18 protein-coding genes and 1 tRNA gene are annotated in these 20142 nt (G+C 69.0%); 10 read left to right on the forward strand and 9 right to left on the reverse strand.

The annotated features are described in order from the left end of the window. The first annotated feature begins 143 nt into the window (after positions 1–143). The 5 genes from ILP86_RS07495 (at position 144) to ILP86_RS07515 (ending at position 6208) form a co-directional block, all read left to right on the forward strand. Positions 144–353 carry a heavy-metal-associated domain-containing protein gene (locus tag ILP86_RS07495; RefSeq protein ID WP_193761703.1) on the forward strand — a complete coding sequence of 70 codons (210 nt, stop codon included), beginning with the start codon at positions 144–146 and terminating at the stop codon, positions 351–353. Continuing rightward, the gene (locus ILP86_RS07500) at positions 353–1315 is read left to right on the forward strand and encodes a heavy-metal-associated domain-containing protein (RefSeq protein WP_193761704.1); all 963 of its coding nucleotides are present in this window, start codon (positions 353–355) and stop codon (positions 1313–1315) included. The genes ILP86_RS07495 and ILP86_RS07500 overlap by 1 nt, the downstream gene beginning before the upstream one ends. A 64-nt stretch (positions 1316–1379) precedes the next feature. Continuing rightward, the gene (locus ILP86_RS07505) at positions 1380–3707 is read left to right on the forward strand and encodes a cation-translocating P-type ATPase (protein ID WP_193761705.1); all 2328 of its coding nucleotides are present in this window, start codon (positions 1380–1382) and stop codon (positions 3705–3707) included. A 19-nt stretch (positions 3708–3726) separates the two neighbouring features. Next, positions 3727–3987, forward strand: coding sequence for a YHS domain-containing protein (locus ILP86_RS07510; protein ID WP_046746401.1), 261 nt, complete (start codon positions 3727–3729; stop codon positions 3985–3987). A gap of 70 nt (positions 3988–4057) precedes the next feature. Further along, positions 4058–6208 (forward strand): heavy metal translocating P-type ATPase, encoded by a 2151-nt coding sequence (locus ILP86_RS07515; protein WP_227750930.1) that lies wholly within the window; start codon positions 4058–4060, stop codon positions 6206–6208. Between the two features lie 83 nt (positions 6209–6291). On the opposite strand, the gene ILP86_RS07520 is transcribed toward ILP86_RS07515, so the two are convergent. Next, positions 6292–6786, reverse strand: coding sequence for a DUF1269 domain-containing protein (locus tag ILP86_RS07520; RefSeq protein ID WP_193761706.1), 495 nt, complete (start codon positions 6784–6786; stop codon positions 6292–6294). Between the two features lie 271 nt (positions 6787–7057). Between ILP86_RS07520 and ILP86_RS07525 the strand changes: the two genes are divergently transcribed. Together ILP86_RS07525 and ILP86_RS07530 are read left to right on the forward strand one after the other, a co-directional pair. Beyond that, the gene (locus tag ILP86_RS07525; protein ID WP_227750931.1) at positions 7058–8428 is read left to right on the forward strand and encodes a glutamate decarboxylase; all 1371 of its coding nucleotides are present in this window, start codon (positions 7058–7060) and stop codon (positions 8426–8428) included. Between the two features lie 7 nt (positions 8429–8435). Next, on the forward strand, positions 8436–9974 hold the full coding sequence (locus tag ILP86_RS07530; RefSeq protein WP_193761707.1) for an amino acid permease: 1539 nt from the start codon (positions 8436–8438) through the stop codon (positions 9972–9974). 3 nt (positions 9975–9977) lie between these two features. Here the strand turns inward: ILP86_RS07530 and nhaA are convergent, their stop codons facing one another. The 4 genes from nhaA to ILP86_RS07550 form a co-directional block, all read right to left on the reverse strand. Then, positions 9978–11255, reverse strand: coding sequence for a Na+/H+ antiporter NhaA (nhaA, locus tag ILP86_RS07535; protein WP_058631307.1), 1278 nt, complete (start codon positions 11253–11255; stop codon positions 9978–9980). Between the two features lie 66 nt (positions 11256–11321). Further along, a complete protein-coding gene (locus ILP86_RS07540) occupies positions 11322–11495 on the reverse strand; it encodes a hypothetical protein (RefSeq protein WP_179515940.1) in 174 nt (57 codons plus the stop codon). Positions 11496–11663: 168 nt separating this feature from the next. After that, positions 11664–11736 (reverse strand) — tRNA-Arg (locus ILP86_RS07545). A gap of 16 nt (positions 11737–11752) precedes the next feature. Next, positions 11753–12568: an SGNH/GDSL hydrolase family protein gene (locus tag ILP86_RS07550; protein ID WP_193761708.1), complete on the reverse strand. Its 816-nt coding sequence runs from the start codon at positions 12566–12568 to the stop codon at positions 11753–11755. Positions 12569–12660: 92 nt separating this feature from the next. Here ILP86_RS07550 and argS point away from each other — a divergent pair, with 92 nt between their 5' ends. Both argS and ILP86_RS07560 read left to right on the forward strand, forming a co-directional pair. Continuing rightward, positions 12661–14325, forward strand: a complete 1665-nt coding sequence (gene argS / locus ILP86_RS07555; protein WP_046748220.1) for an arginine--tRNA ligase — start codon at positions 12661–12663, stop codon at positions 14323–14325. 40 nt (positions 14326–14365) lie between these two features. After that, positions 14366–15214: a DUF2993 domain-containing protein gene (locus ILP86_RS07560; RefSeq protein WP_141370002.1), complete on the forward strand. Its 849-nt coding sequence runs from the start codon at positions 14366–14368 to the stop codon at positions 15212–15214. Between the two features lie 17 nt (positions 15215–15231). Here the strand turns inward: ILP86_RS07560 and ILP86_RS07565 are convergent, their stop codons facing one another. The 4 genes from ILP86_RS07565 to ILP86_RS07580 form a co-directional block, all read right to left on the reverse strand. Continuing rightward, entirely contained in the window at positions 15232–15978 is a 747-nt protein-coding gene (locus tag ILP86_RS07565; RefSeq protein ID WP_193761709.1) for an alpha/beta fold hydrolase, read from the reverse strand. 2 nt (positions 15979–15980) lie between these two features. Continuing rightward, positions 15981–16562: a TetR/AcrR family transcriptional regulator gene (locus ILP86_RS07570; RefSeq protein ID WP_113681996.1), complete on the reverse strand. Its 582-nt coding sequence runs from the start codon at positions 16560–16562 to the stop codon at positions 15981–15983. Continuing rightward, complete coding sequence (locus tag ILP86_RS07575; RefSeq protein WP_113681995.1) at positions 16540–17442, reverse strand: alpha/beta fold hydrolase; 903 nt, start codon at positions 17440–17442, stop codon at positions 16540–16542. The genes ILP86_RS07570 and ILP86_RS07575 overlap by 23 nt, the downstream gene beginning before the upstream one ends. Before the next feature lie 68 nt (positions 17443–17510). Beyond that, positions 17511–18572: a YihY/virulence factor BrkB family protein gene (locus ILP86_RS07580; protein ID WP_193761710.1), complete on the reverse strand. Its 1062-nt coding sequence runs from the start codon at positions 18570–18572 to the stop codon at positions 17511–17513. A 147-nt stretch (positions 18573–18719) separates the two neighbouring features. Here ILP86_RS07580 and lysA point away from each other — a divergent pair, with 147 nt between their 5' ends. After that, positions 18720–20138, forward strand: a complete 1419-nt coding sequence (gene lysA / locus ILP86_RS07585; protein ID WP_193761711.1) for a diaminopimelate decarboxylase — start codon at positions 18720–18722, stop codon at positions 20136–20138. The last annotated feature ends 4 nt before the right edge of the window (positions 20139–20142 follow it).

The raw sequence follows: 20142 nt of genomic DNA on the forward strand, positions 1-20142 counted from the left end.
GAGACGCTTCGATCACCCCCGGCGGGCGATGCGCGCGATCGGCGAGACGAGCGCGCCCGGTTGACGGGAATACCCCTGGAGGGTATAGGGTTGGCGTGAAGGAGTACCCCACCCGGGTATGCGAGAACGAAAGAGGAACCGTCATGAGCACGAGCGAGTACCAGGTGAGCGGGATGAGCTGCGGCCACTGCGAGGTCGCTATCCGCAGCGAGGTCGGCCGGGTTCCCGGAGTCGACTCGATCGACGTCAGCGCACAGACCGGCAGGCTCGTCGTGACGAGCGCACACCCGCTCGACGATGCGGTGATCCTCGCAGCCGTCGACGAGGCCGGATACCAGGCGGTGCCGGCCTGATGAACACCGCTGGCCGTCTCGGCCTCTACTGCGCGGGACTCGTGATGGTGTTCGGCATCGCATTCGCCGCGGCGGGCGCCATCGTCCCGGACAGTGCGGTCGCGTCCTGGATGGGACGCGCGGGCGCCGGTCATGACGGGCCGTCCCCGCAAGGCGCAGAGCAGAACACTCAGAACGCGATGGACGAGGAGATCGACGTGAGTGGAGTGACCATCGCCGCATCGGGATACGCCATGGGCGTAGTCGAAGCGCCGGACGAAAGCGGAGTCGCGGGGGAGCTGTCCTTCGTGATCCGGGACGCCGCCGGCACCCCCGTCACCTCGTATGAGACCGCGCACGGCAAGCAGCTGCACCTGATCGTGGTGCGCAGTGACGGCAGCGGGTACCGCCATGTCCATCCCGAACGGGACGAACACACGGGCACGTGGTCGCTGCCGTGGACCTGGGATGCGGCGGGAACCTACCGCGTCTACGCGGACTTCACCGCGACGGGCGGGACACCGGTGACACTTTCACGGACGGTGGACATCGCGGGCGTTTTCCAACCGCGTCCCCCGACCGGAACCGAGAGGCGCGCGGCCGTCGACGGCTTCGACGTGTCGATCACCGGCGCCCTCGTCGCCGGTGCTGCGAGCGAGCTGACCGTCGAGGTCAGCCGACACGGCGTGCCCGTCACGACGCTCGAGCCCTACCTGGGCGCCTTCGGCCACCTCGTCGCGCTGCGGGAGGGAGACCTCGCCTACCTGCACGTCCACGCGCACGGCGATGAGCCGGCTCCCGGCGACGTCGCCGGCCCCGAGGTGGTCTTCACCGCCCAGACGCCCACCGCGGGACGATACCTGCTTTACCTCGACTTCCAGGTGGACGGGACGGTGCACACCGCAGCGTTCGTGCTGGACGCGGAAGCTCCGGCCGACGGGTCGTCGACGGGCACGGGCGAAGACGAGCACGACGAGCACTGAAACCGTCCACAAGAAGTGCGCTTCCCGCCGTCGTACGGGCAGCGCGAGGATCGAGGAGATCACCATGACGGACACGCAGTCCGCAGCCGCACCGACCAGCGTCGAGCTGGAGATCGGCGGCATGACCTGCGCATCGTGCGCGATGCGGATCGAGAAGAAGCTCAACCGGATCGACGGCATCACCGCGACCGTGAACTACGCGACGGAGAAGGCCAAGGTGACCGCACCGGAGGGATTCGACCCGGCGCTGCTCATCGCGGAGGTGGAGAAGACCGGCTACACCGCCGTTCTCCCCATGCCGGAAGCGAAGACGCCCGCCGGCGAGGTGACCGACGCGTCGGACGCGGAGTTGACCAGCCTCAGGCACCGGCTCGTCGCCTCGATCATCCTGACCGTGCCCGTCATCGCGATGGCGATGATCCCGGCGCTGCAGTTCACCTCCTGGCAGTGGCTCTCGCTGGCTCTGGCCGGACCCGTCATCGTGTGGGCGGCATGGCCGTTCCACAAGGCGGCGTGGACGAACCTCCGGCACGGCGCTGCCACCATGGACACGCTGATCTCGATGGGAACGATCGCCGCACTGCTGTGGTCGCTGTACGCGTTGTTCTTCGGGACCGCGGGGGCACCCGGCATGACGCACCCGTTCGAACTGACCGTGGCACCCAGCGACGGTGCGGCGAACATCTATCTCGAGGTGGGCGCCGGGGTGACGATGTTCATCCTCGCCGGGCGCTACTTCGAGAAGAGGTCCAAGCGCCAGGCCGGGGCGGCACTGCGGGCGCTGCTCGAACTCGGCGCAAAAGACGTCGCCGTGATCCGCGACGGCATCGAGACGCGGATCCCCACCGCCGAACTGAAGCCGGGAGATGAGTTCGTCGCGCGCCCAGGAGAGAAGATCGCCACCGACGGCATCATCGTGTCGGGGACCTCAGCGGTGGACGCCTCGATGCTCACCGGTGAATCGGTGCCGGTGGAGGTGGGCGAGGGGGATGCCGTGACCGGCGCGACCGTCAACGCGGGCGGTCGTCTGATCATCCGTGCCACGCGCGTCGGATCCGACACGCAGCTGGCGCAGATGGCGAAGCTGGTCGAGGACGCGCAGACCGGGAAGGCCGAGGTGCAGCGGCTCGCCGACCGTGTGTCGGGGATCTTCGTGCCCATCGTCATCGCGATCGCCATCGCCACGCTCGGAGCCTGGCTCGGAGCCGGATTCCCGGCGTCGGCCGCCTTCACCGCCGCTGTCGCCGTCCTCATCATCGCGTGCCCGTGTGCACTCGGTCTCGCGACGCCGACCGCGCTGCTGGTGGGAACGGGACGTGGCGCGCAGATGGGCATCCTGATCAAGGGTCCTGAGGTGCTCGAGTCGACCCGCAAGGTCGACACGGTGGTGCTCGACAAGACCGGGACCGTCACCAGCGGCAGGATGACACTCACCGCGGTGCACACCGCGGCGGGGGTCGACAGGCGCGAGCTGCTCCGCCTTGCGGGTGCGGTGGAGGATGCCTCGGAGCACCCGATCGCGCAGGCGGTGGCGAAGGCCGCGACCCAGGAGATCGGAGCGCTCCCCGCGGCGGAGGACTTCGTCAACCTCGAAGGCAAGGGCGTCCAGGGCGTCGTCGACGGACATGCCGTGCTGGTGGGCCGTGAATCGCTGCTGGCGGAGTGGTCGCAGCATCTGCCCGCCGACCTCGCTTCGGCGAAGGCGGAGGCGGAGAGTCGGGGCAAGACGGCCATCGCCGTGGGATGGGACGGGGAAGCCCGTGGTGTGCTCGTGGTGGCCGACACCGTGAAGCCGACCAGCGCGCAGGCCATCTCGCAGCTGAAGAGTCTGGGGCTGACGCCCATCCTTCTCACCGGCGACAACAGAGCGGTGGCCGAGCAGATCGCGGCGGAGGTCGGGATCGCCGAGGTGATCGCGGAAGTGCTGCCGAAGGACAAGGTCGACGTGGTCACCCGGCTCCAGCGCGAGGGCAAGGTCGTCGCGATGGTCGGCGACGGCGTCAACGATGCGGCCGCGCTCGCCCAGGCCGACCTGGGGCTGGCCATGGGCACAGGCACCGACGTCGCGATCGAGGCGAGCGACATCACGCTCGTCCGCGGCGATCTGCGCAGCGCCGCGGACGCGATCCGCCTCTCGAGACGGACACTCGGCACGATCAAGGGCAACCTCTTCTGGGCCTTCGCCTACAACGTCGCGGCGATCCCGCTCGCGGCCCTCGGTCTGCTCAACCCCATGCTCGCCGGTGCGGCGATGGCGTTCTCCAGCGTCTTCGTCGTCGGCAACAGCCTCCGGCTGCGCTCCTTCCGGAGCCAGGCGGCGGATCCCTCTCCGGCACGGAGCGGTGCGGCGCAGGATCGCGCGGCATCGGTCTCCACGCCCGGAACCCGTTGATACCCCAGAGGAGAATGTCATGTCCGATTCCCCCGCAGCCTCCTGCTGCAGCGTGAACAGCACCACCGCCGTGTCCGCCGATGGACGCAAGGACCTGCTGGCGCCCGCAGCCGGGGACATGGCGGAGTGTCCGGTGATGGTCGGCAGTCCCGTCGTCATCGCGGATGCCGAGGCCGCCGGCCTGTTCCGCGACTACGAAGGCACGCGCTACTACTTCTGCTGCGCGGGGTGCGGGCCGGCGTTCGACGCCGACCCGGCGAAGTACGCCGCCGCTGCCTGAACGTTTCACCCGTGCGGGGGCGCACACCCGTGGCCCCGCACGGCATCGATCTTCCGAGGAGGAGAGGGTGATGAGCACTCCGCACCACGACCACACCGCGCATGAGGCGCACGGTACCGCCCAGAGCGAGCCGGGAAGCCCCGACCGTCCGCAGGGCGCAGCTGCGCATGCGGGCCACGACTCCCATGCGGGTCACGACTCCCATGCGGGTCACGGCGATCACGCGGGTCACGGCGGGCACGGCGATCACGTGGCCCAGTTCCGGCGACTGTTCTGGATCATGCTGGCCCTCGCCGTCCCCACCGTCGTGCTCTCCGGCATGTTCGCGATGATCCTCGGTTACACCCTGCCCGACGTGCCGGGCCTGGCCTGGGTCTCACCCGTGCTGGGAACCGTGATGTACGTGTGGGGAGGCAAGCCCTTCCTCACGGGTGCCGTCAGCGAGATCCGTTCGCGCAAGCCCGGCATGATGCTGCTCATCGGGCTCGCGATCACTGTCGCATTCCTCGCGTCGTGGGGAGCGAGCCTCGGCGTCCTGCACCACGAGCTCGACTTCTGGTGGGAGCTCGCGCTCCTCATCGTGATCATGCTGCTCGGACACTGGATCGAGATGCGATCGCTCGCGCAGACGACCTCTGCTCTCGACTCGCTCGCGGCACTCCTGCCGGACGAGGCGGAGCGTGTGGAGGACGGGCAGGTCGTCGTGGTCTCACCAGTCGACCTCCGGGTCGGCGACATCGTGATCGTGCGGCCCGGCGGAAGCGTGCCGGCCGATGGGCGGATCGTCGACGGACGTGCGTCCATGGACGAATCGATGGTGACAGGCGAATCCCGCACGGTCACTCGCGGCAGTGGCGACCAGGTCACCGCCGGCACGGTCGCCACCGATTCCGGGCTGCGGGTGGAGATCACGGCGACCGGCGACGACACCACGCTGGCCGGCATCCAAAGACTCGTGACCGAGGCGCAGAGCTCGTCCTCGCGCGCTCAGCGCCTCGCGGACACGGCAGCGGGATGGCTGTTCTGGTTCGCGCTCGGATCCGCGGCGATCACCGCGATCGTCTGGACACTCGTCGGCTTCCCCGACGCCGCCGTGATCCGCACGATCACGGTGCTGGTCATCGCCTGCCCGCACGCCCTGGGCCTGGCGATCCCGCTCGTGGTGTCGATCGCGACCGAGCGGGCGGCTCGCGGTGGCGTCCTGGTCAAGGACAGGCTCGCGCTGGAGAGCATGCGCACCGTCGATACGGTCCTGTTCGACAAGACCGGGACACTCACCAAGGGCGAACCGACCGTGTCGGAGGTCTCGGTCTCCGGCGGGCATGACGCCCACCGGGTGCTGGCGCTCGCCGCCGCCGCCGAGGCCGACAGCGAGCACCCTCTGGCGAAGGCGATCGTGCGCGCCGCGGCCGAGAAGAGACTGTCCGTGCCGGCGAGTCGCGACTTCACGTCGTCGCCGGCGGTCGGCGTGACGGCGACCGTCGACGGGACGACGGTGCGCGTCGGCGGCCCGCACCTGCTGACGGAGGAGCGGTCCGACGAGCTTCCCGTCGCCGAGCAGTGGCGCGAGGACGGTGCGATCATCCTGCACGTGGTGCAGGACGGGCAGGTGATCGGGGCGCTGAAGCTTGCCGACGAGATCCGTCCGGAGTCGCGCGAAGCCGTCGATGCGCTGCATGCCCTCGGGGTGCAGGTGGTCATGATCACCGGCGATGCGGAAGCCGTCGCGCACACGGTCGCGGCAGATCTGGGCATCGACCGGTTCTTCGCGGGCGTACGCCCCGAGGACAAGGCCGCGAAGGTGCAGGAGCTGCAGCACGAAGGTCGCAAGGTCGCGATGGTCGGCGACGGCGTCAACGACGCACCCGCACTCGCGCAGGCCGACGTGGGTCTGGCCATCGGTGCCGGAACGGATGTCGCGATCGCGTCGGCGGGGGTCATCCTCGCCAGCGACGATCCGCGTTCCGTGCTCTCGGTCATCGAGCTCTCGCGCGCGGCCTACCGCAAGATGAAGCAGAACCTGTGGTGGGCCGCGGGCTACAACCTGCTGTCCGTCCCGTTGGCTGCGGGTGTGCTCGCGCCTATCGGCTTCGTGCTGCCGATGTCGGTCGGGGCGATCCTGATGTCGCTGTCGACGATCGTGGTCGCGCTCAACGCCCAGCTGCTGCGGAGGCTCGATCTGCGGCCCGAGGTGACGACCCGCGCGATCCTCGATCGCTGAGGCCGGGCGGACGCGAAGAAGGGCCCCGCTCCAGGAGCGGGGCCCTTCTTCCTCGACAGTGCTGGCTTCCTCGACAGTGCTGGTCAGCTCGCGCCGCCGAGGTCGTGGATGAGCTCCTTCTCGTCCTCCGCCGAGAGGGAGGTCTGCACGACGGTGCCGTTGAACGGCGCGAGAGCGGCGGCGAACTTGTCCTCCGTGATCTTCGTCGCGTAGACGACGACGGCGGACTTGCCATCGGAGACCGCGTTCTTCACCCGGTCCCGGAATTCGGCGTCGATACCGGTCTTGTCCAGCCCGGCGAACAGCGCGCCGAAGAGGCCGCCGAACAGCAGCCCGGCGAACGGGACGAAGAAGAGCAGACCGATCAGCATGCCGAACAGCGCGCCTCCAGCGGCACCGACGCCGATGTTCCCCGCTGCACCCGGGTACTCGACCTTGGTCTTGCCCTTCTCGTCGACCTTCACGAGCGCCAGGCCCGCGAGCTCGACGACCAGATCGTTCTGCAGCGACAGGATCTCGTCGTAGGCACCTTCCGCCTGTGGCTCGCTGTCGAACGAGATGACGATGAGTTCAGCCATGGATGCTTCCCTTCTTCGGGCTGAGTCGACCGCCCTCAGCCGATGATCTCGGGAGTCCACTCCGCGGCGGAGCCCCGCTCCGCACATGCTAGGCACGTCACTTCCGCGATCGTCCGGCTCCGCCCCTAATTCACCCGGGGGAGCTTCGATGTGGTCGAAAGTGGGGTGGCGCGGCATCGTCGCTCTTGGGATAGTGGTCGGCACACGGCCAGCGATGAGGATCGAGCGTGTCGCTGGCGGTACGTCGACAGCGATGCGAAAGGTCACGGACATGAGCACTCCCTCCAGCGCCGACCAGCCGATCTTCACGAGGCCGGGGGAGGCGACGCTCACCTCGCGCCACGTCATCCCGCCAGGGGAGTCGCTTCCCGATACGGCGAAGCAGATCGTGGAGGACGAGACGATCCTCGACGGGAACGCGCGCTTGAACCTCGCCACGTTCGTGAGCACGTGGATGGACGACGACGCGAAGCAGGTCTATGCCGCGTCTTTCGACAAGAACATGATCGACAAGGACGAGTATCCGCAGACGGCGGCGATCGAGGACAACTGCTGGCACATGCTGGCCAACCTCTGGAACGCGCCCGATGCGGAGAAGAGCATCGGTACCTCGACCATCGGGTCGTCGGAGGCGTGCATGCTGGGCGGTCTCGCCTTCAAGCGGCGCTGGCAGCAGGCTCGGCGCGCGGCGGGCAAGGATGCCTCAAGTCCGAACATCGTGATGTCCTCGGCCGTGCAGGTGTGCTGGGAGAAGTTCTGCAACTACTTCGACGTCGAGCCGCGCTACGTGCCGATCAGCGAGGAGCACAAGACTCTCGACGGTCACGACCTGGCGAAGTATGTGGACGAGAACACGATCGGCGTCGTCGCGATCATGGGGGTCACGTACACGGGCATGTACGAGCCGGTGGCCGAGATCGCCGCCGCTCTCGACGAGATCCAGAAGAACACGGGCCTCGACATCCCCATCCACGTGGACGGGGCATCGGGGGCGATGATCGCGCCGTTCCTGCAGCCGGACCTGGTGTGGGACTTCCGCCTCGAGCGGGTGCATTCGATCAGCACGTCAGGGCACAAGTACGGGCTCGTGTATCCGGGGCTCGGCTGGGTGGTGTGGCGGGAGGCGCAGTGGCTCCCGGAGGACCTGGTGTTCAAGGTGAGCTACCTGGGCGGGGAGATGCCGACGTTCGCGCTGAACTTCTCGCGGCCGGGGGCTCAGGTGGTGCTGCAGTACTACCTGTTCCTCCGTCTCGGTTTCGAGGGGTACCGCGCTGTGCAGCAGGCCTCTCAGGACGTCGCGAAGTACCTCTCCGCGGGGATCGCCGAGCTCGACGCGTTCGAGCTCTGGAACGACGGCAGCGACATCCCGGTGTTCGCGTGGCGTCTGAAGGACGGACACACGAAGAACTGGACGCTCTACCATCTGCAGGATCGGCTGCGGATGAAGGGCTGGCTCGTGCCCGCGTATCCGATGCCTGCCGACCTGGAGCGGATCACGGTGCAGCGCATCGTGGTGCGCAACGGGCTGAGCATGGACCTCGCGGAGGAGCTTCTGCAGGCGATCGCGACCGAAGTCGCCTACCTCGACGCACTCGAGTCGCCGATGCCGACCGAGAAGCCCCAATCTGCCTTCCACCACTGAGCCCGCGATGTCCGCTTCGAACACGGGTGCCACCCCAGAATCGACTCCGGCAGCGGGGCCGACGCGCCCCACAGCCGCGCGCACGTCGGCAGCCACGCAGGTGTCGCGGCCGGCCGTCGCCATCCTCGGGGTCGGCCAGCTCGCCCTGCTCACCCTGGTCGTCGTCGCCAGTCTGCGCTCGCTTCCGGCGATGGCGACGTACGGCCTCGGCAGCATCATGCTGTATCTGATCCCCGCGATCGTGTTCCTGGTGCCGACGGCCCTGGTCGCCGCAGAGCTCGCCACCGGATGGAAGGGCGGCATCTACGTCTGGGTGCGGGAGGCGCTCGGGAACAGGTGGGGATTCACCGCGGTGTGGCTGCAGTGGATCCAGAACGTGGTGTGGTTCCCCACGCAGCTCGCTTTCATCGCGGGTGCCCTCGCGTTCGTGTTCATGGATCCGTCGTTGTCGAGTTCGGGCTTCTTCACGGCGGTCGTGATCATCGTGTTCTACTGGGGTTCGACTTTCGTCACCCTCCGCGGTGGCAACCTCTTCGCCAAGCTCGGCTCCTGGGGCGGCATCCTCGGCACGCTCCTGCCGGCCGCGCTGCTCATCGTGTTCGGTGCGATCTGGGTGTTCAGCGGCGAGAAGAGCCAGGTCCCGCTCGAAGCATCGGCGATCATCCCTCCCTTCACCGGCCTGGCGTCCATCGTCCTGATCGTGTCGAATGTGCTTGCGTACGCCGGGATGGAGGTCAACGCGGTCCACGTGAACCAGATGAAGGACCCGGGCAAGGGGTATCCCCGCTCGGTGTTCCTCGCCGCCGGTCTGATCCTGCTCGTGTTCATCCTTCCGACGTTGGCGATCTCGGTCGCCGTCCCGTCGAAGGAACTGGGGCTCACGAACGGCATCATGCTCGCCTTCGGTGTGTACTTCGATCACTGGGGGATGGGATGGGCGACGGCAGCCGTCTCGGCGCTGATCGCCGCCGGCGCGCTCGCCTCCGTGATCACCTGGGTCGCTGGGCCTTCGAAGGGCGTGCTCGCCGCCGCCGAGACGGGCCTGCTTCCACCGATGCTGCAGAAGCGCAACAAGGCGGGGGTCCAGTCCGGGATCCTGATGCTCCAGGGCACGATCGTGACGATCCTCGCTGCGATCTTCATCGTGGTCCCGAACGTGAGTGCCGCGTTCGTCGCACTGATCGACATGGCGGCCGCGCTGTACCTGATCATGTACATGCTCATGTTCGCGTCGGCGATCGTGCTGCGTCGCAAGGAGCCGACGGTGCACCGCGCGTACCGCGTCGCTGCGCTGCCGCTGGTCGCCGGCATCGGCTTCGTCGCGTGTCTCGCGGCATTCCTGCTCGCCTTCATCCCGCCCGAGGGATTCACCGCCTTCCCTCCCGCGGCTTATCCGTGGGTCGTCGGCGCTGTCATCGTGGTGCTGGGCGCACCACCCCTCGTGTTCTACGCGATCCGTCGCCCGTCCTGGGACCGTCGACCGCCGGATGGAAGCCTGTTGAGCGACGCCCATCCGGAGGCCACGGTCTCACCGGAAGGTCGGTGAGGGTCACTCGACCCGATGCGCCGCTCGGGCCAGCGCATTGCGCCGCGCCAGGATGATCCCGCCGAGGAGGGCTGCGACGAACGACCCGACCAGCACGCCGATCTTCACGTGCTCGTCCGCGACCGAGCTCGACCCGTACGCGAGCTCGCCGACCAGCAGCGACACGGTGAAGCCGATTCCCGCGAGGAACGCCATGCCGGTCAGGTCGGGCCAGCGGAGCGTCTCGTCGAGACGCAGAGCGGGGACCCGGCTCAGCAGGAAGGTCGTGACGAGGATGCCGACCGGCTTGCCCGCGACCAGTCCCACGACGATGCCGATCGTGATCGGGTCGGTGAACGCCGATGCGAGTCCGTCCCATCCGCCGACCGTGACGCCGGCGGCGAAGAACGCGAACACAGGCACCGCGAACAGCGTGGCCACGATGCCCCACCGGTCGGCGAGGTGTGCGGCCATGCCGTCGTACACCGGACGGCCGTCCGCGTCGGTGCCCGTGCGCACCCGGGCGCGCTCCGTCGCGGTGACGGGCACGACGAAGCCGAGCAGCACGCCGGCGACCGTCGCGTGGACGCCGGACGCGTGGATGCACACCCACACCGCGATGGCGAGGGGCAGGAGGAGCCACCATGCGCGCACGCCCTTCGCCACCAGGGCGGCGAATCCTGCCAGGGGCAGCAGCGCGAGGATCAGCCACGGGAAGCTGATGCTCTCGGTGTAGAAGGTCGCGATGATGGTGATCGCGATGAGGTCGTCGATGATGGCGAGGGTCAGCAGGAACACACGCAGCGCGGGCGGCAGGAACTTGCCGACGACAGCGATCACGGCCACCGCGAACGCGATGTCGGTCGCGGTGGGGATCGCCCAGCCACGCAGCGCATCCGCACCGCTCGCGGCGTTGATGAGCACGAAGATCAGCGCGGGCACCACCACTCCACCCACGGCCGCGGCGATGGGGAGGGCGGCGCGGCGAGGATCGCGCAGGCGTCCCGCGACGAACTCCTCCTTCAGCTCCAACCCGACGACGAAGAAGAAGATCGCCAGGAGTCCGTCCGACGCCCACGCGCCGATGCTGAGCTCGAGATGCAGCTCGGGGACGCCGAAGGTGAAGTCGCGCACGGACTCGTACCAGGGCGCGGCGGGACTGTTGGCGAGGATCAACGCGGCGAACGTGGCCGCGAGCAGAAGCGAACCCCCGAGCACGTCGCTGCGTGCGTTGGAACGGATGCCTTGCCACAGGGCGTGCGGGGCGAGGGAGAAGCGGGCAGGGGAAGGATTCGGGGACACGGAAAGACCTCACGCGAGAGAAGGGGTGAATGGCGCAGAAGACCGCCGCCCCGTTCGAGGCGTGGTCTAGTTCCGTGGCGGCGGGCAGCCGGCGATCTCGCCGTGCGAGAGAGTGCCCCAGACGCTGGTCCACCCGTTCGTGCCCGGGTGCATGATGATCCGCATCCACGCCCTCATGGGCGTCGCCGAACGCAGACGGTGCGGGGCACGCGTCGAACCGGCGATCGAGAGGAGGGGCACGGCAACAGCCTATCCGGAAGGCCTGGGAACCTGCGGGGCCTGCGCACCTTCGGCCGCCGCGGACGTTCGGCAGCCGCTGATCTCGGGCGGTTTCGCAGCTGAGCGCGAACCGCCAGTCGAGGCGAAACGCGAGAAGGCCGCTCCGAAGAGCGGCCTTCTGCTGATGTGTGCCCCCGACAGGAGTCGAACCTGCGACCTACGGTACCGGAAACCGGCGCTCTATCCACTGAGCTACGGAGGCGTACCGATCGACAATATCACTCGTCGGGGGTGGTCTCCGACCCACCGGCCTCCGTCATGGGCGCGGCGCGCAGCTCGTCGAGGGCGGCGGCCAGCTTCTCGGCCAGGTATCGGTGTCCATCCGTGGACGGATGCTTGCGGCCGACCTCCACGTCGATCACGTCGAGATAGTTCTGCGCGGTGATCCAGGCCTGGGCGATCGGGGAGATGTACCACCAGCCGCGCGCTGCGGCGAGCTCCGCGAGGTCGGTGTCGATGCGGGCCGTGGTCGCACCGACGGGAAGCTCGTGCGGGGCCGGGCCGAGCACCACGATCGTGGCCTTCGGGTAGAGGGCGGCCATCGCGTCCCACGCGGCTTTCACGGCCTCGCGGTATCCGGCGGCACCCTGGGCACGGTCGTTGATCGAGCCCTGCATGATCACGAGGTCGGGCGACAGCGACGGGTCGAGTGCGGCGATGCGCTCTCCGAACGTCGGTCCGTCGATACCGGGCTTGAGGTACCCACTCCCGCGGACGCCGTCCACGATGGTCCGGCCGCCGAGGAGATCGGCGAGGAGATAGGCGTAGCCCTGCGTGGGGAGGGTGGCCGCCGAGCCGTACGTCCAGGAGTCGCCGAACACCAGGACAGTGGGGTTCTCCGGGAGGACGAGCGGTGCCGGCGCGATGACCGCCGATGCGTCCGATTCGCCCGCTGCGGCCGCGCTGATCGGGGCGGCGAGAGGGGCGGGAACCCACGGGCGCCAGACGCCGATAGCCACGGCTGCGACCGCCACGATCAGGCCGGCGGTGATCGCGGCGACACCCCGGCGGCGGCGGGCGGCGGCTGGCTTCATGTGATGAGAGTAGATCACGGGAGAGCGAACGCGAATTCCTCCCGGTCCGTGCCGTCGGCCGGCGTCGTCCTGCCCCGTAAACTGAGGGGGCTATGAACCCCGAAACCCTCGCCGCAGCCCTCCTCGCCGTCCTCGCACCCATCGCGGAGGAACGACGCCCCGGCGAGCCCCTGGAGCTCTCCGCATCAGACATCGTGCTCGAGCGCCCCCGCAACCGCGACCACGGCGACTGGTCGTCGAACATCGCCATGCGCCTGGCCAAGCCGCTCGGCACGAACCCGCGTGAGCTGGCTCAGCAGATCGCCGACGGTCTCGCCGGCGTCGACGGCATCGCGAGCGCCGAGGTCGCGGGCCCCGGATTCATCAACATCCGCCTCGACGCTGCAGCCGCCGGTGCGCTGGCGAAGGTCATCGTCGACGCAGGGGACGCGTACGGGTCGAACGACTCGCAGGTGGGCCAGAGCATCAACATCGAGTTCGTGAGCGCGAACCCGACCGGACCCCTCCACATCGGACACACGCGCTGGGCCGCTCTCGGCGATGCGATCGCCCGGGTGCTCGCCGCGTCGGGTGCCACCGTCGCCAGGGAGTACTACATCAACGACGCGGGTGCGCAGATGGACCGCTTCGCGAGTTCCGTCCTCGCCGCGGCGAAGGGAGAGCCGACCCCGGAGGGCGGCTACGCGGGAAGCTACATCGGCGACCTCGCGGCGCGCGTGCTCGCTGCGCGTCCCGACCTGCTCGAACTGCCGGCCGACGAACAGGTCGACGTCGCCCGCGAGCTCGCCTACGCGTACCAGCTCGAAGAGCAGAAGCAGTCGCTGTCGAAGTTCAACGTCGACTTCGACGTCTGGTTCTCCGAGCGCACCCTGCACGCCAAGAACGATCAGGGTGTGAGTCTGGTCGACCAGGCCGTCGATCGCCTGCGCGAGCAGGGGCATGTCTTCGACCAGGAGGGCGCCGTCTGGGTGCGCACCACTGACTTCGGTGACGACAAGGACCGCGTGATCCGTCGCTCGAACGGCGAGTACACGTACTTCGCCGCCGATGCGGCCTACTACCTGAACAAGGGCGACCGCGGCTTCCAGGACAAGATCTACCTGCTCGGCGCCGACCACCACGGCTACGTGCACCGCCTCAAGGCGATCGCCGGCGCGGCGGGGGAGGACCCCGAGAAGAACGTCGAGGTGCTCATCGGGCAGCTCGTCTCGATCGGCGGTGCCCGTCTCAGCAAGCGCGCGGGCAACATCATCGAGATGGACGATCTGCGCGAGTGGCTCGGCACCGACGCGCTGCGCTACTCGCTGGAGCGCTCTCCTGCGGACTCGCCGCTCGCCCTCGATCCCGAGCTTCTCCAGAAGCGCACGAACGACAACCCCGTGTTCTACGTGCAGTACGCGCATGCCCGCACGCATAACGTGGCACGCAACGCGGTCGCGTCCGGCGTCGACCGCTCCGAGTTCGCGCCCGAGACTCTCACCCACGAGACCGAGAGCGCGCTGCTCGGAGCGCTGCAGGAGTTCCCGCGGATCGTGGCATTCGCCGCCGAGGTGCGCGAGCCGCATCGGGTCGCCCGCTACCTCGAGGAACTCGCCGGTCTGTACCACCGCTGGTACGACAACTGCCGCGTCATCCCGCTGAGCGACGACCCCATCGAGAGCGTGCATCGCACCCGTCTGTGGCTCAACGACGCCACCGGTCAGGTTCTGCGCAACGGACTCGACCTGCTCGGGGTCTCGGCGCCGGAGCGCATGTAGTGCAGGCAGGCGTGCGTCGCCGTGGGGCAGGATGGCAGGCATGAGCGACGACAACCACACCCGGCCCTACCCGGACGCGGCGACGGAGCACCCGACCCTCGTGATCCCGGGTTCGGCATCCGATGAGGGTGCAGACGCCCCGCAGCAGAAGCGGCGGCGGTGGCCGTGGGTGCTTCTCGTCGCGGTCGTCGTGCTCGCGCTCCTGGTCGTCGCGGCGGAGCTCATCGCACGCGCCGTGCTGCCTGGCGTCGTACGGTCGATCGTCGTCGAGAAGCTCGACCTCCCTGCCGACCAGCAGCTCGACGTCGAGACGCAGGGACTCCTGCTGCCCCAGCTGATCGGTGGCACCCTCGACACCCTGCATCTCTCGACCGATTCCGTGACGCTGGACGGGATCACGGGCGCCGCGGATGTCACGGCGACCGGTGTTCCGCTGCGCGGGGGCGACCTCGGCGGCGCTTCCGGCACGGTCCGCGTCGACCAGGAGCAGTTCACGACGCTCCTGGCCGGCACCGATCTGCCGGTCGACTCGGTGGAGTTCACGGCGCCGAATGCCACGGTGAGCGGTTCGATCAGCGTGCTCGGAGCCGCGGTGCCGCTCTCCCTCACCCTCACACCCGGCACCATCGACGGTGACCTCGAGCTCACGCCGGTCGGCGTCAGCATCGGCGGACTCGACGTCGACCTCGACCGGGTCGGTTCCACCCTCGGCGCCCTCGGGGAGGGACTCACGCAGCCCCAACGGGTGTGCATCGCCGATCAGCTGCCCTCAGGACTCACGCTCACAGGGATCGAGATCGTCGACGAGGCGGCCGTGATCGACGTCGACGTGAACGGCGCGATCGTCACCGACAAGGCTCTTCAGAGCAAGGGCAGCTGCCCGAGCTGACGGGCAGCGGTCTCGGTTCACGGGGAGTCGCTGGCGCTGAGCATCGCTTCGATGCGGCGGGCGAGCCAGGCGGGTCGTTGCAGGGGAATGCCGTGCCCGCAGCCATCGACGGCCTCGAGGGTGCTGTGCGGCAGTGAATCGTGCAGGAGCGCTGCCGAGCGCTTCATGAGCGACTTCTCCCCGGCGCCGACCAGGATCGACGCGGCTCCGGTGTAGGTCCGCCAGCTGGCAGGAGGCGTGAAACGGAGATTCTCCTCGACGGAGCGCAGGAGCGTCTCGCGCGAGATCGCGGCGGATGTGCGCACATAGTCGGCCAGGAGCTCGTCTGGGATGAACAGCTGCCGTGCCTGCAGCCGGGCGAACCACTCCTTCGACGCGAGACCGGCGGTCGCTCCGAGAAGCGCGAGAGTGGGGCGGGTCATCCGCATCGGCATGGCCTGGGCGCTGATGACGACGACGTTCCGCACCAGTTCGGGAAAGTCTGCGGCGAGTTGCACGGTGAGCTGTGCGCCGAGGGAGAATCCGACGACGGTCGCCGGTCGGCCGACCTTCTGCAGCACGCCGGCGAGCGCGGCGACCGTGATCGCGTGGGAGTCGTAGGTCGCATCCCTGCTGTGTCCGTGGCCGGGGAGGTCGGGGACGATCGCCCGCACGCCGCTGTCGATGTGGGTGCGGACGGGCTCCCACATCCACCCTGCGACGCCACCGCCGTGCAGGAGGAGCAGCGGACGGCCGGCCGGATCGCCGAAGGTTGCGACATGCATGATCAGTTCCTCTCGAAGGACTCGGCCATGCGGCCGATCGTGTCGATGGCGCGTTCGAGCAATGTCGGTTCGAACGGGCCGAGCAACCGGGATGCGGAGAGCAGTCCGATCGATGCACTGGAGAGTGCGAGGGCGAGGGCCTCGACATCCACGTCGTCCACGATCTCGCCTCGGCTCTGCAGCCCCCGCAGCCATTCGTTGACGCGCCTCTGCCGGTCACGGTATCGGCCGTCTGTGATATCCGCCACGTGCGCACCGAGGATGCCCCGGTCGTCGAGGAAGGCCGCCGTCATCAGCGCGTCCTCGCTCAGAGCGCGCGCGGACGCGCGGTACGCGGAGCTGAGGCGCGGCCGGTCGCCCAGCTCACGACGCACGCGGTCGTTCATCCGGGTCGTGCCGCGCTGCAGCAGCGCATCGAGGATCTCCTTCTTGCCGGCGAACTCCAGGTAGACCGCGCCCTTGCCGATGCCGGCGCGTTCGGCGATCGAGGCGACGCTCATGGCGTCGAAACCGTTGGCGAGCACGAGCTCCTCGGCAGCATCGAGGATCCGCTCGCGGCGATCAGGGACGCGGGGCCTGGGCATCGCGGTGTCCCTCCAGATGGTCGAGCATCGCCGGGACGACGAGGTCGGGGCGGTCGCGTTGCACCCAGTGCCCTGCTCCGGCGGCGACCGTCAGGGATCCGACGGGCAACACTTCCGCGGCGGCTTCGGCATGGGGGAGCGGCACCCCGGTGTCGCGATCGCCGTGCACGAGAAGCGTGGGGGTCGTGATGGACGGGAGTCGAGGCGTGTACACGGTGCGCAGTCGATTCCAGAGCACCTGATCGCGCTGCCACTCCGCGAAGCTCGTCAGGCCCGTGCCGGTGGACGCTTCGTCGAGCACCGCCTTCACGAGATCGGGAGTGCGCGCCTGAGGATTCCGCACGAGCGTGGCCAGGCCTCGTTCCATCGCGGGCGCGTTGCGCGCGTAGGACCGGGTGGCGGCCGCCAGCAGTCCTGTGCGCAGCAGCAGGAACGTGCCGAAGTGCGTCATCCGCCCGGAGAGTCCGTCGGCCAGGCGCGGCATCAATCCGTAGCACCCCAGCAGGATGGCGGACTTCGCCTGGCTCGGCCGATCGAGGAGGTGGCCGAGCGTCATGCCACCGCCGAGCGACAGGCCGGCGATGGCGTAGTCGACGAGGCCGAGTTCGTCGACGAGGTCGCCCACGTATCGCACGAGGTGTTCCTGGGTGAGGGGCCAGCCGGGACGGGGACTGCGGCCGAAACCGGGATGGTCGGGGGCGATCACGCGATGTCCGGCGCTGGCGAGCGCAGGGCCGACCTCTCCCCACGAGAGCTGCGCGTTGTCGGCGCCACCGCCATGCAGAAGCAGGACGGGAAGGCCGGCTTCGGATGAGGGGCGCCATTCCAGGACCGAGACCGTGGTGCCGGGGAGGGTGATGCTCGTGCGACGTGGCTCCATGAAGCCCCTTTCGTTGTGACCAGGTTACCCGATCGGGTCACAACGAGGGTGGGGTCAACCGACGCCGATCAGGACCCCGCGTCGGAGGCCGCAGCCTTCTGGGCCGCCCGCAGCTCGGCCGTCGCGATCTGCACTTCGGCCTCGGCTCGCTGGAGCCGCCGCTGGGGGAACGTGGTCGCGGCGAACCTCGCATGAACGCGATCGGACCTCTCCTCCTCGGCGGTCACGATGTAGGCGCAGGCGAACAGCATCACCTGGGTCGAGAAGTTCAGCCAGATCAGCAGCGCCAGGAGGGACGCGAACGAGGCGAGCAGCGGGTTGCTGGTCGCGCCGCCCACGAACAGACCGGACAGCTCCTGGAGTACCAGCAGACCGAGGGCGCCGATCAGGGCGCCGGGCCACAGGGAACCGGCGGCGGGACGCACGCCCGAGAGCACGCGGAACACACCGATGATGAGCACGGCGTCGAGAGCGAACACCACGAGCAGCGAGAGCAGCCGAACGGTCCAGGCGACCGCGGCGGAGTCGGCGGGTAGGCCGAGGAGGTCGGCGATCCACTCGACTCCGAGCTGACCGACGAAGGTGATCGCGGCGGAGGCGACGAAGGCGAGTCCGATCCCGAGCGCCAGGGCGAGGTTGCGCAGGATCACCCACACCCAGAGGATGTCGTCCTGGACGGTCCCGGCGATCACCCGCACGGCGGTGCGGAGAGAGCCGATCGCTCCCAGAGCGGCTCCGACGAGGGCGACGAGCGAGACGATGCCCGCGACGGAGAGCGATGCGGGGGCCTTCAGATCCTCGGGATTGATCGCGCCGTCTTTCCCGATCAGGCCGGGGACGGCGGACTGCACTGCCTGGATGATGGCGCGCCACGCGTCGGGGTTGCCGGCGAGCCAGAGCGCGGCGATCGAGAAGCCCAGCAGCACGCCCGCGAACACACTGAACAGGGCGCGGTACGTGACGCTGTCGGCCAGCATCGGACCCCGTCGCTCGGAGTAGAGCAGTGCGGCCCTGACCGGTCGCCGGGAGAGTGCCCACGCGATGGCCGGCGTCGTGATGCGCGCGATAAGTCCGGGTTTCGGCTTCGCGGAGGACTCCGTGTCGTGGTGTGCTGTCTCGCTGTTCGTCACGCCCCCACCTTAGGAGGCACCTGCGGAGTGCTGCAGGGGCTTGACGCGGCGAGTCACCGTGATCAAGGCGACGGGGTGGGTGCCCTAGAATCGGGTCAACCTCGATGTGCGTGCCCTGCCCGAGATCCTTCCCACGATTGGTGATCAGTGCTTCTCCCTGCCGATTCGCTCGCCCCGGAATGGCTCGCCGTCCCCGAGGACGCGAACGATCTCGCCGACGGCGTCTGGCCGGCCTCAGCAGTACGAGACGACGACGGCGTGCTCGACATCGCCGGCGTCAGCGCCACGGACCTGGCCCGCACCTACGGCACTCCGCTCCTCGTGCTCGATGAAGACGAGGTTCGCGGGCGTGCGCGCAGATTCCGCCTGGCGTTCGACAGGGCGGCGGCCGAGAACGGCACCACGGCGCAGGTGTACTACGCGGGCAAGGCGTTCTTGTGCACGACCGTGGCGCGCTGGGTCGTCGACGAGGGACTGCGCGTCGACGTGTGCACCGGGGGAGAGCTGGCCGTGGCCCTCGCCGCTGGGGTCGCTCCCGCTTCTATCGGCTTCCACGGCAACAACAAGTCGGTCGCCGAGCTGGAACGCGCGGTCGAGGTCGGGGTCGGCACGATCATCGTGGACAGTGCCATCGAGATCGAACGCCTCGCAGCGATCACGGCGCGTACCGGCGCGACGCAGCGCGTGCTCGTGCGTGTGATCAGCGGCGTCCACGCCGAGACCCACGACTTCCTCGCCACCGCCCACGAGGACCAGAAGTTCGGGTTCCCCCTGCCGGACGCGGAGCGGGCCGTGGCCCGGATCCGGGAGGTCCCCGGCCTGGTGTTCGCCGGACTGCACTGCCACATCGGCTCGCAGATCTTCGGCGTCGCCGGCTTCCGCGAATCCGCGTCGCGCGTGCTCGACCTGCATGCAGACCTGCTCGAGGACGGCCCCGTGCCCCAGCTCAACCTCGGCGGCGGCTTCGGCATCGCGTACACGCGTGTGGACGACCCGACACCCATCGAAGACCTTGCCGGTGCCATCATCACCGCGGTCGCCGACGACTGCGCCGCCCGGGGCATCCCCATTCCCGCCCTGTCCTTCGAACCCGGCCGCGCCATCGTCGGCACGGCCGGTGTCACGATCTACGAGGTCGGCACCACCAAGGACGTGACGATCGACACCGGAGCCGTCCGCCGCTACATCAGCGTCGACGGCGGGATGAGCGACAACGCACGTCCGGCGCTGTACGGCGCCCAGTACTCGGCGCGGATCGCCTCACGTGTCGGAGCGGGCGAGCCGCGCCTCAGCCGCGTGGTCGGCAAGCACTGCGAGTCGGGCGACATCGTCGTCGATCACGAGTACCTTCCGGACGACCTCGTGCCCGGGGACCTGCTCGCCGTGCCGGCGACCGGCGCCTACTGCGTCTCGCTCGCCAGCAACTACAACCACGTCCCGCGTCCGCCGGTCGTCGCCGTACGCGGTGGACGTTCCGCGGTCATCGTCCGCGGCGAGACCATCGATGACGTGCTGGCCCGCGACGCGGGCATCGACGGGGCGCACGCCCCCGAGGGAGACCAATGACCCA

Source organism: Microbacterium sp. R1 (assembly GCF_015159725.1).
GTDB classification, from domain to species: domain Bacteria; phylum Actinomycetota; class Actinomycetes; order Actinomycetales; family Microbacteriaceae; genus Microbacterium; species Microbacterium oxydans.

Coding starts and splice junctions, on each gene's coding strand:
- ILP86_RS07495 (WP_193761703.1), top strand. CDS start 144: ATGAGCACGAGCGAGTACCAGGTGAGCGGGATGAGCTGCGGCCACTGC.
- ILP86_RS07500 (WP_193761704.1), top strand. CDS start 353: ATGAACACCGCTGGCCGTCTCGGCCTCTACTGCGCGGGACTCGTGATG.
- ILP86_RS07505 (WP_193761705.1), top strand. CDS start 1,380: ATGACGGACACGCAGTCCGCAGCCGCACCGACCAGCGTCGAGCTGGAG.
- ILP86_RS07510 (WP_046746401.1), top strand. CDS start 3,727: ATGTCCGATTCCCCCGCAGCCTCCTGCTGCAGCGTGAACAGCACCACC.
- ILP86_RS07515 (WP_227750930.1), top strand. CDS start 4,058: ATGAGCACTCCGCACCACGACCACACCGCGCATGAGGCGCACGGTACC.
- ILP86_RS07520 (WP_193761706.1), bottom strand. CDS start 6,786: ATGGCTGAACTCATCGTCATCTCGTTCGACAGCGAGCCACAGGCGGAA.
- ILP86_RS07525 (WP_227750931.1), top strand. CDS start 7,058: ATGAGCACTCCCTCCAGCGCCGACCAGCCGATCTTCACGAGGCCGGGG.
- ILP86_RS07530 (WP_193761707.1), top strand. CDS start 8,436: ATGTCCGCTTCGAACACGGGTGCCACCCCAGAATCGACTCCGGCAGCG.
- ILP86_RS07550 (WP_193761708.1), bottom strand. CDS start 12,568: ATGAAGCCAGCCGCCGCCCGCCGCCGCCGGGGTGTCGCCGCGATCACC.
- argS (WP_046748220.1), top strand. CDS start 12,661: ATGAACCCCGAAACCCTCGCCGCAGCCCTCCTCGCCGTCCTCGCACCC.
- ILP86_RS07560 (WP_141370002.1), top strand. CDS start 14,366: ATGAGCGACGACAACCACACCCGGCCCTACCCGGACGCGGCGACGGAG.
- ILP86_RS07565 (WP_193761709.1), bottom strand. CDS start 15,978: ATGCATGTCGCAACCTTCGGCGATCCGGCCGGCCGTCCGCTGCTCCTC.
- ILP86_RS07570 (WP_113681996.1), bottom strand. CDS start 16,562: ATGCCCAGGCCCCGCGTCCCTGATCGCCGCGAGCGGATCCTCGATGCT.
- ILP86_RS07575 (WP_113681995.1), bottom strand. CDS start 17,442: ATGGAGCCACGTCGCACGAGCATCACCCTCCCCGGCACCACGGTCTCG.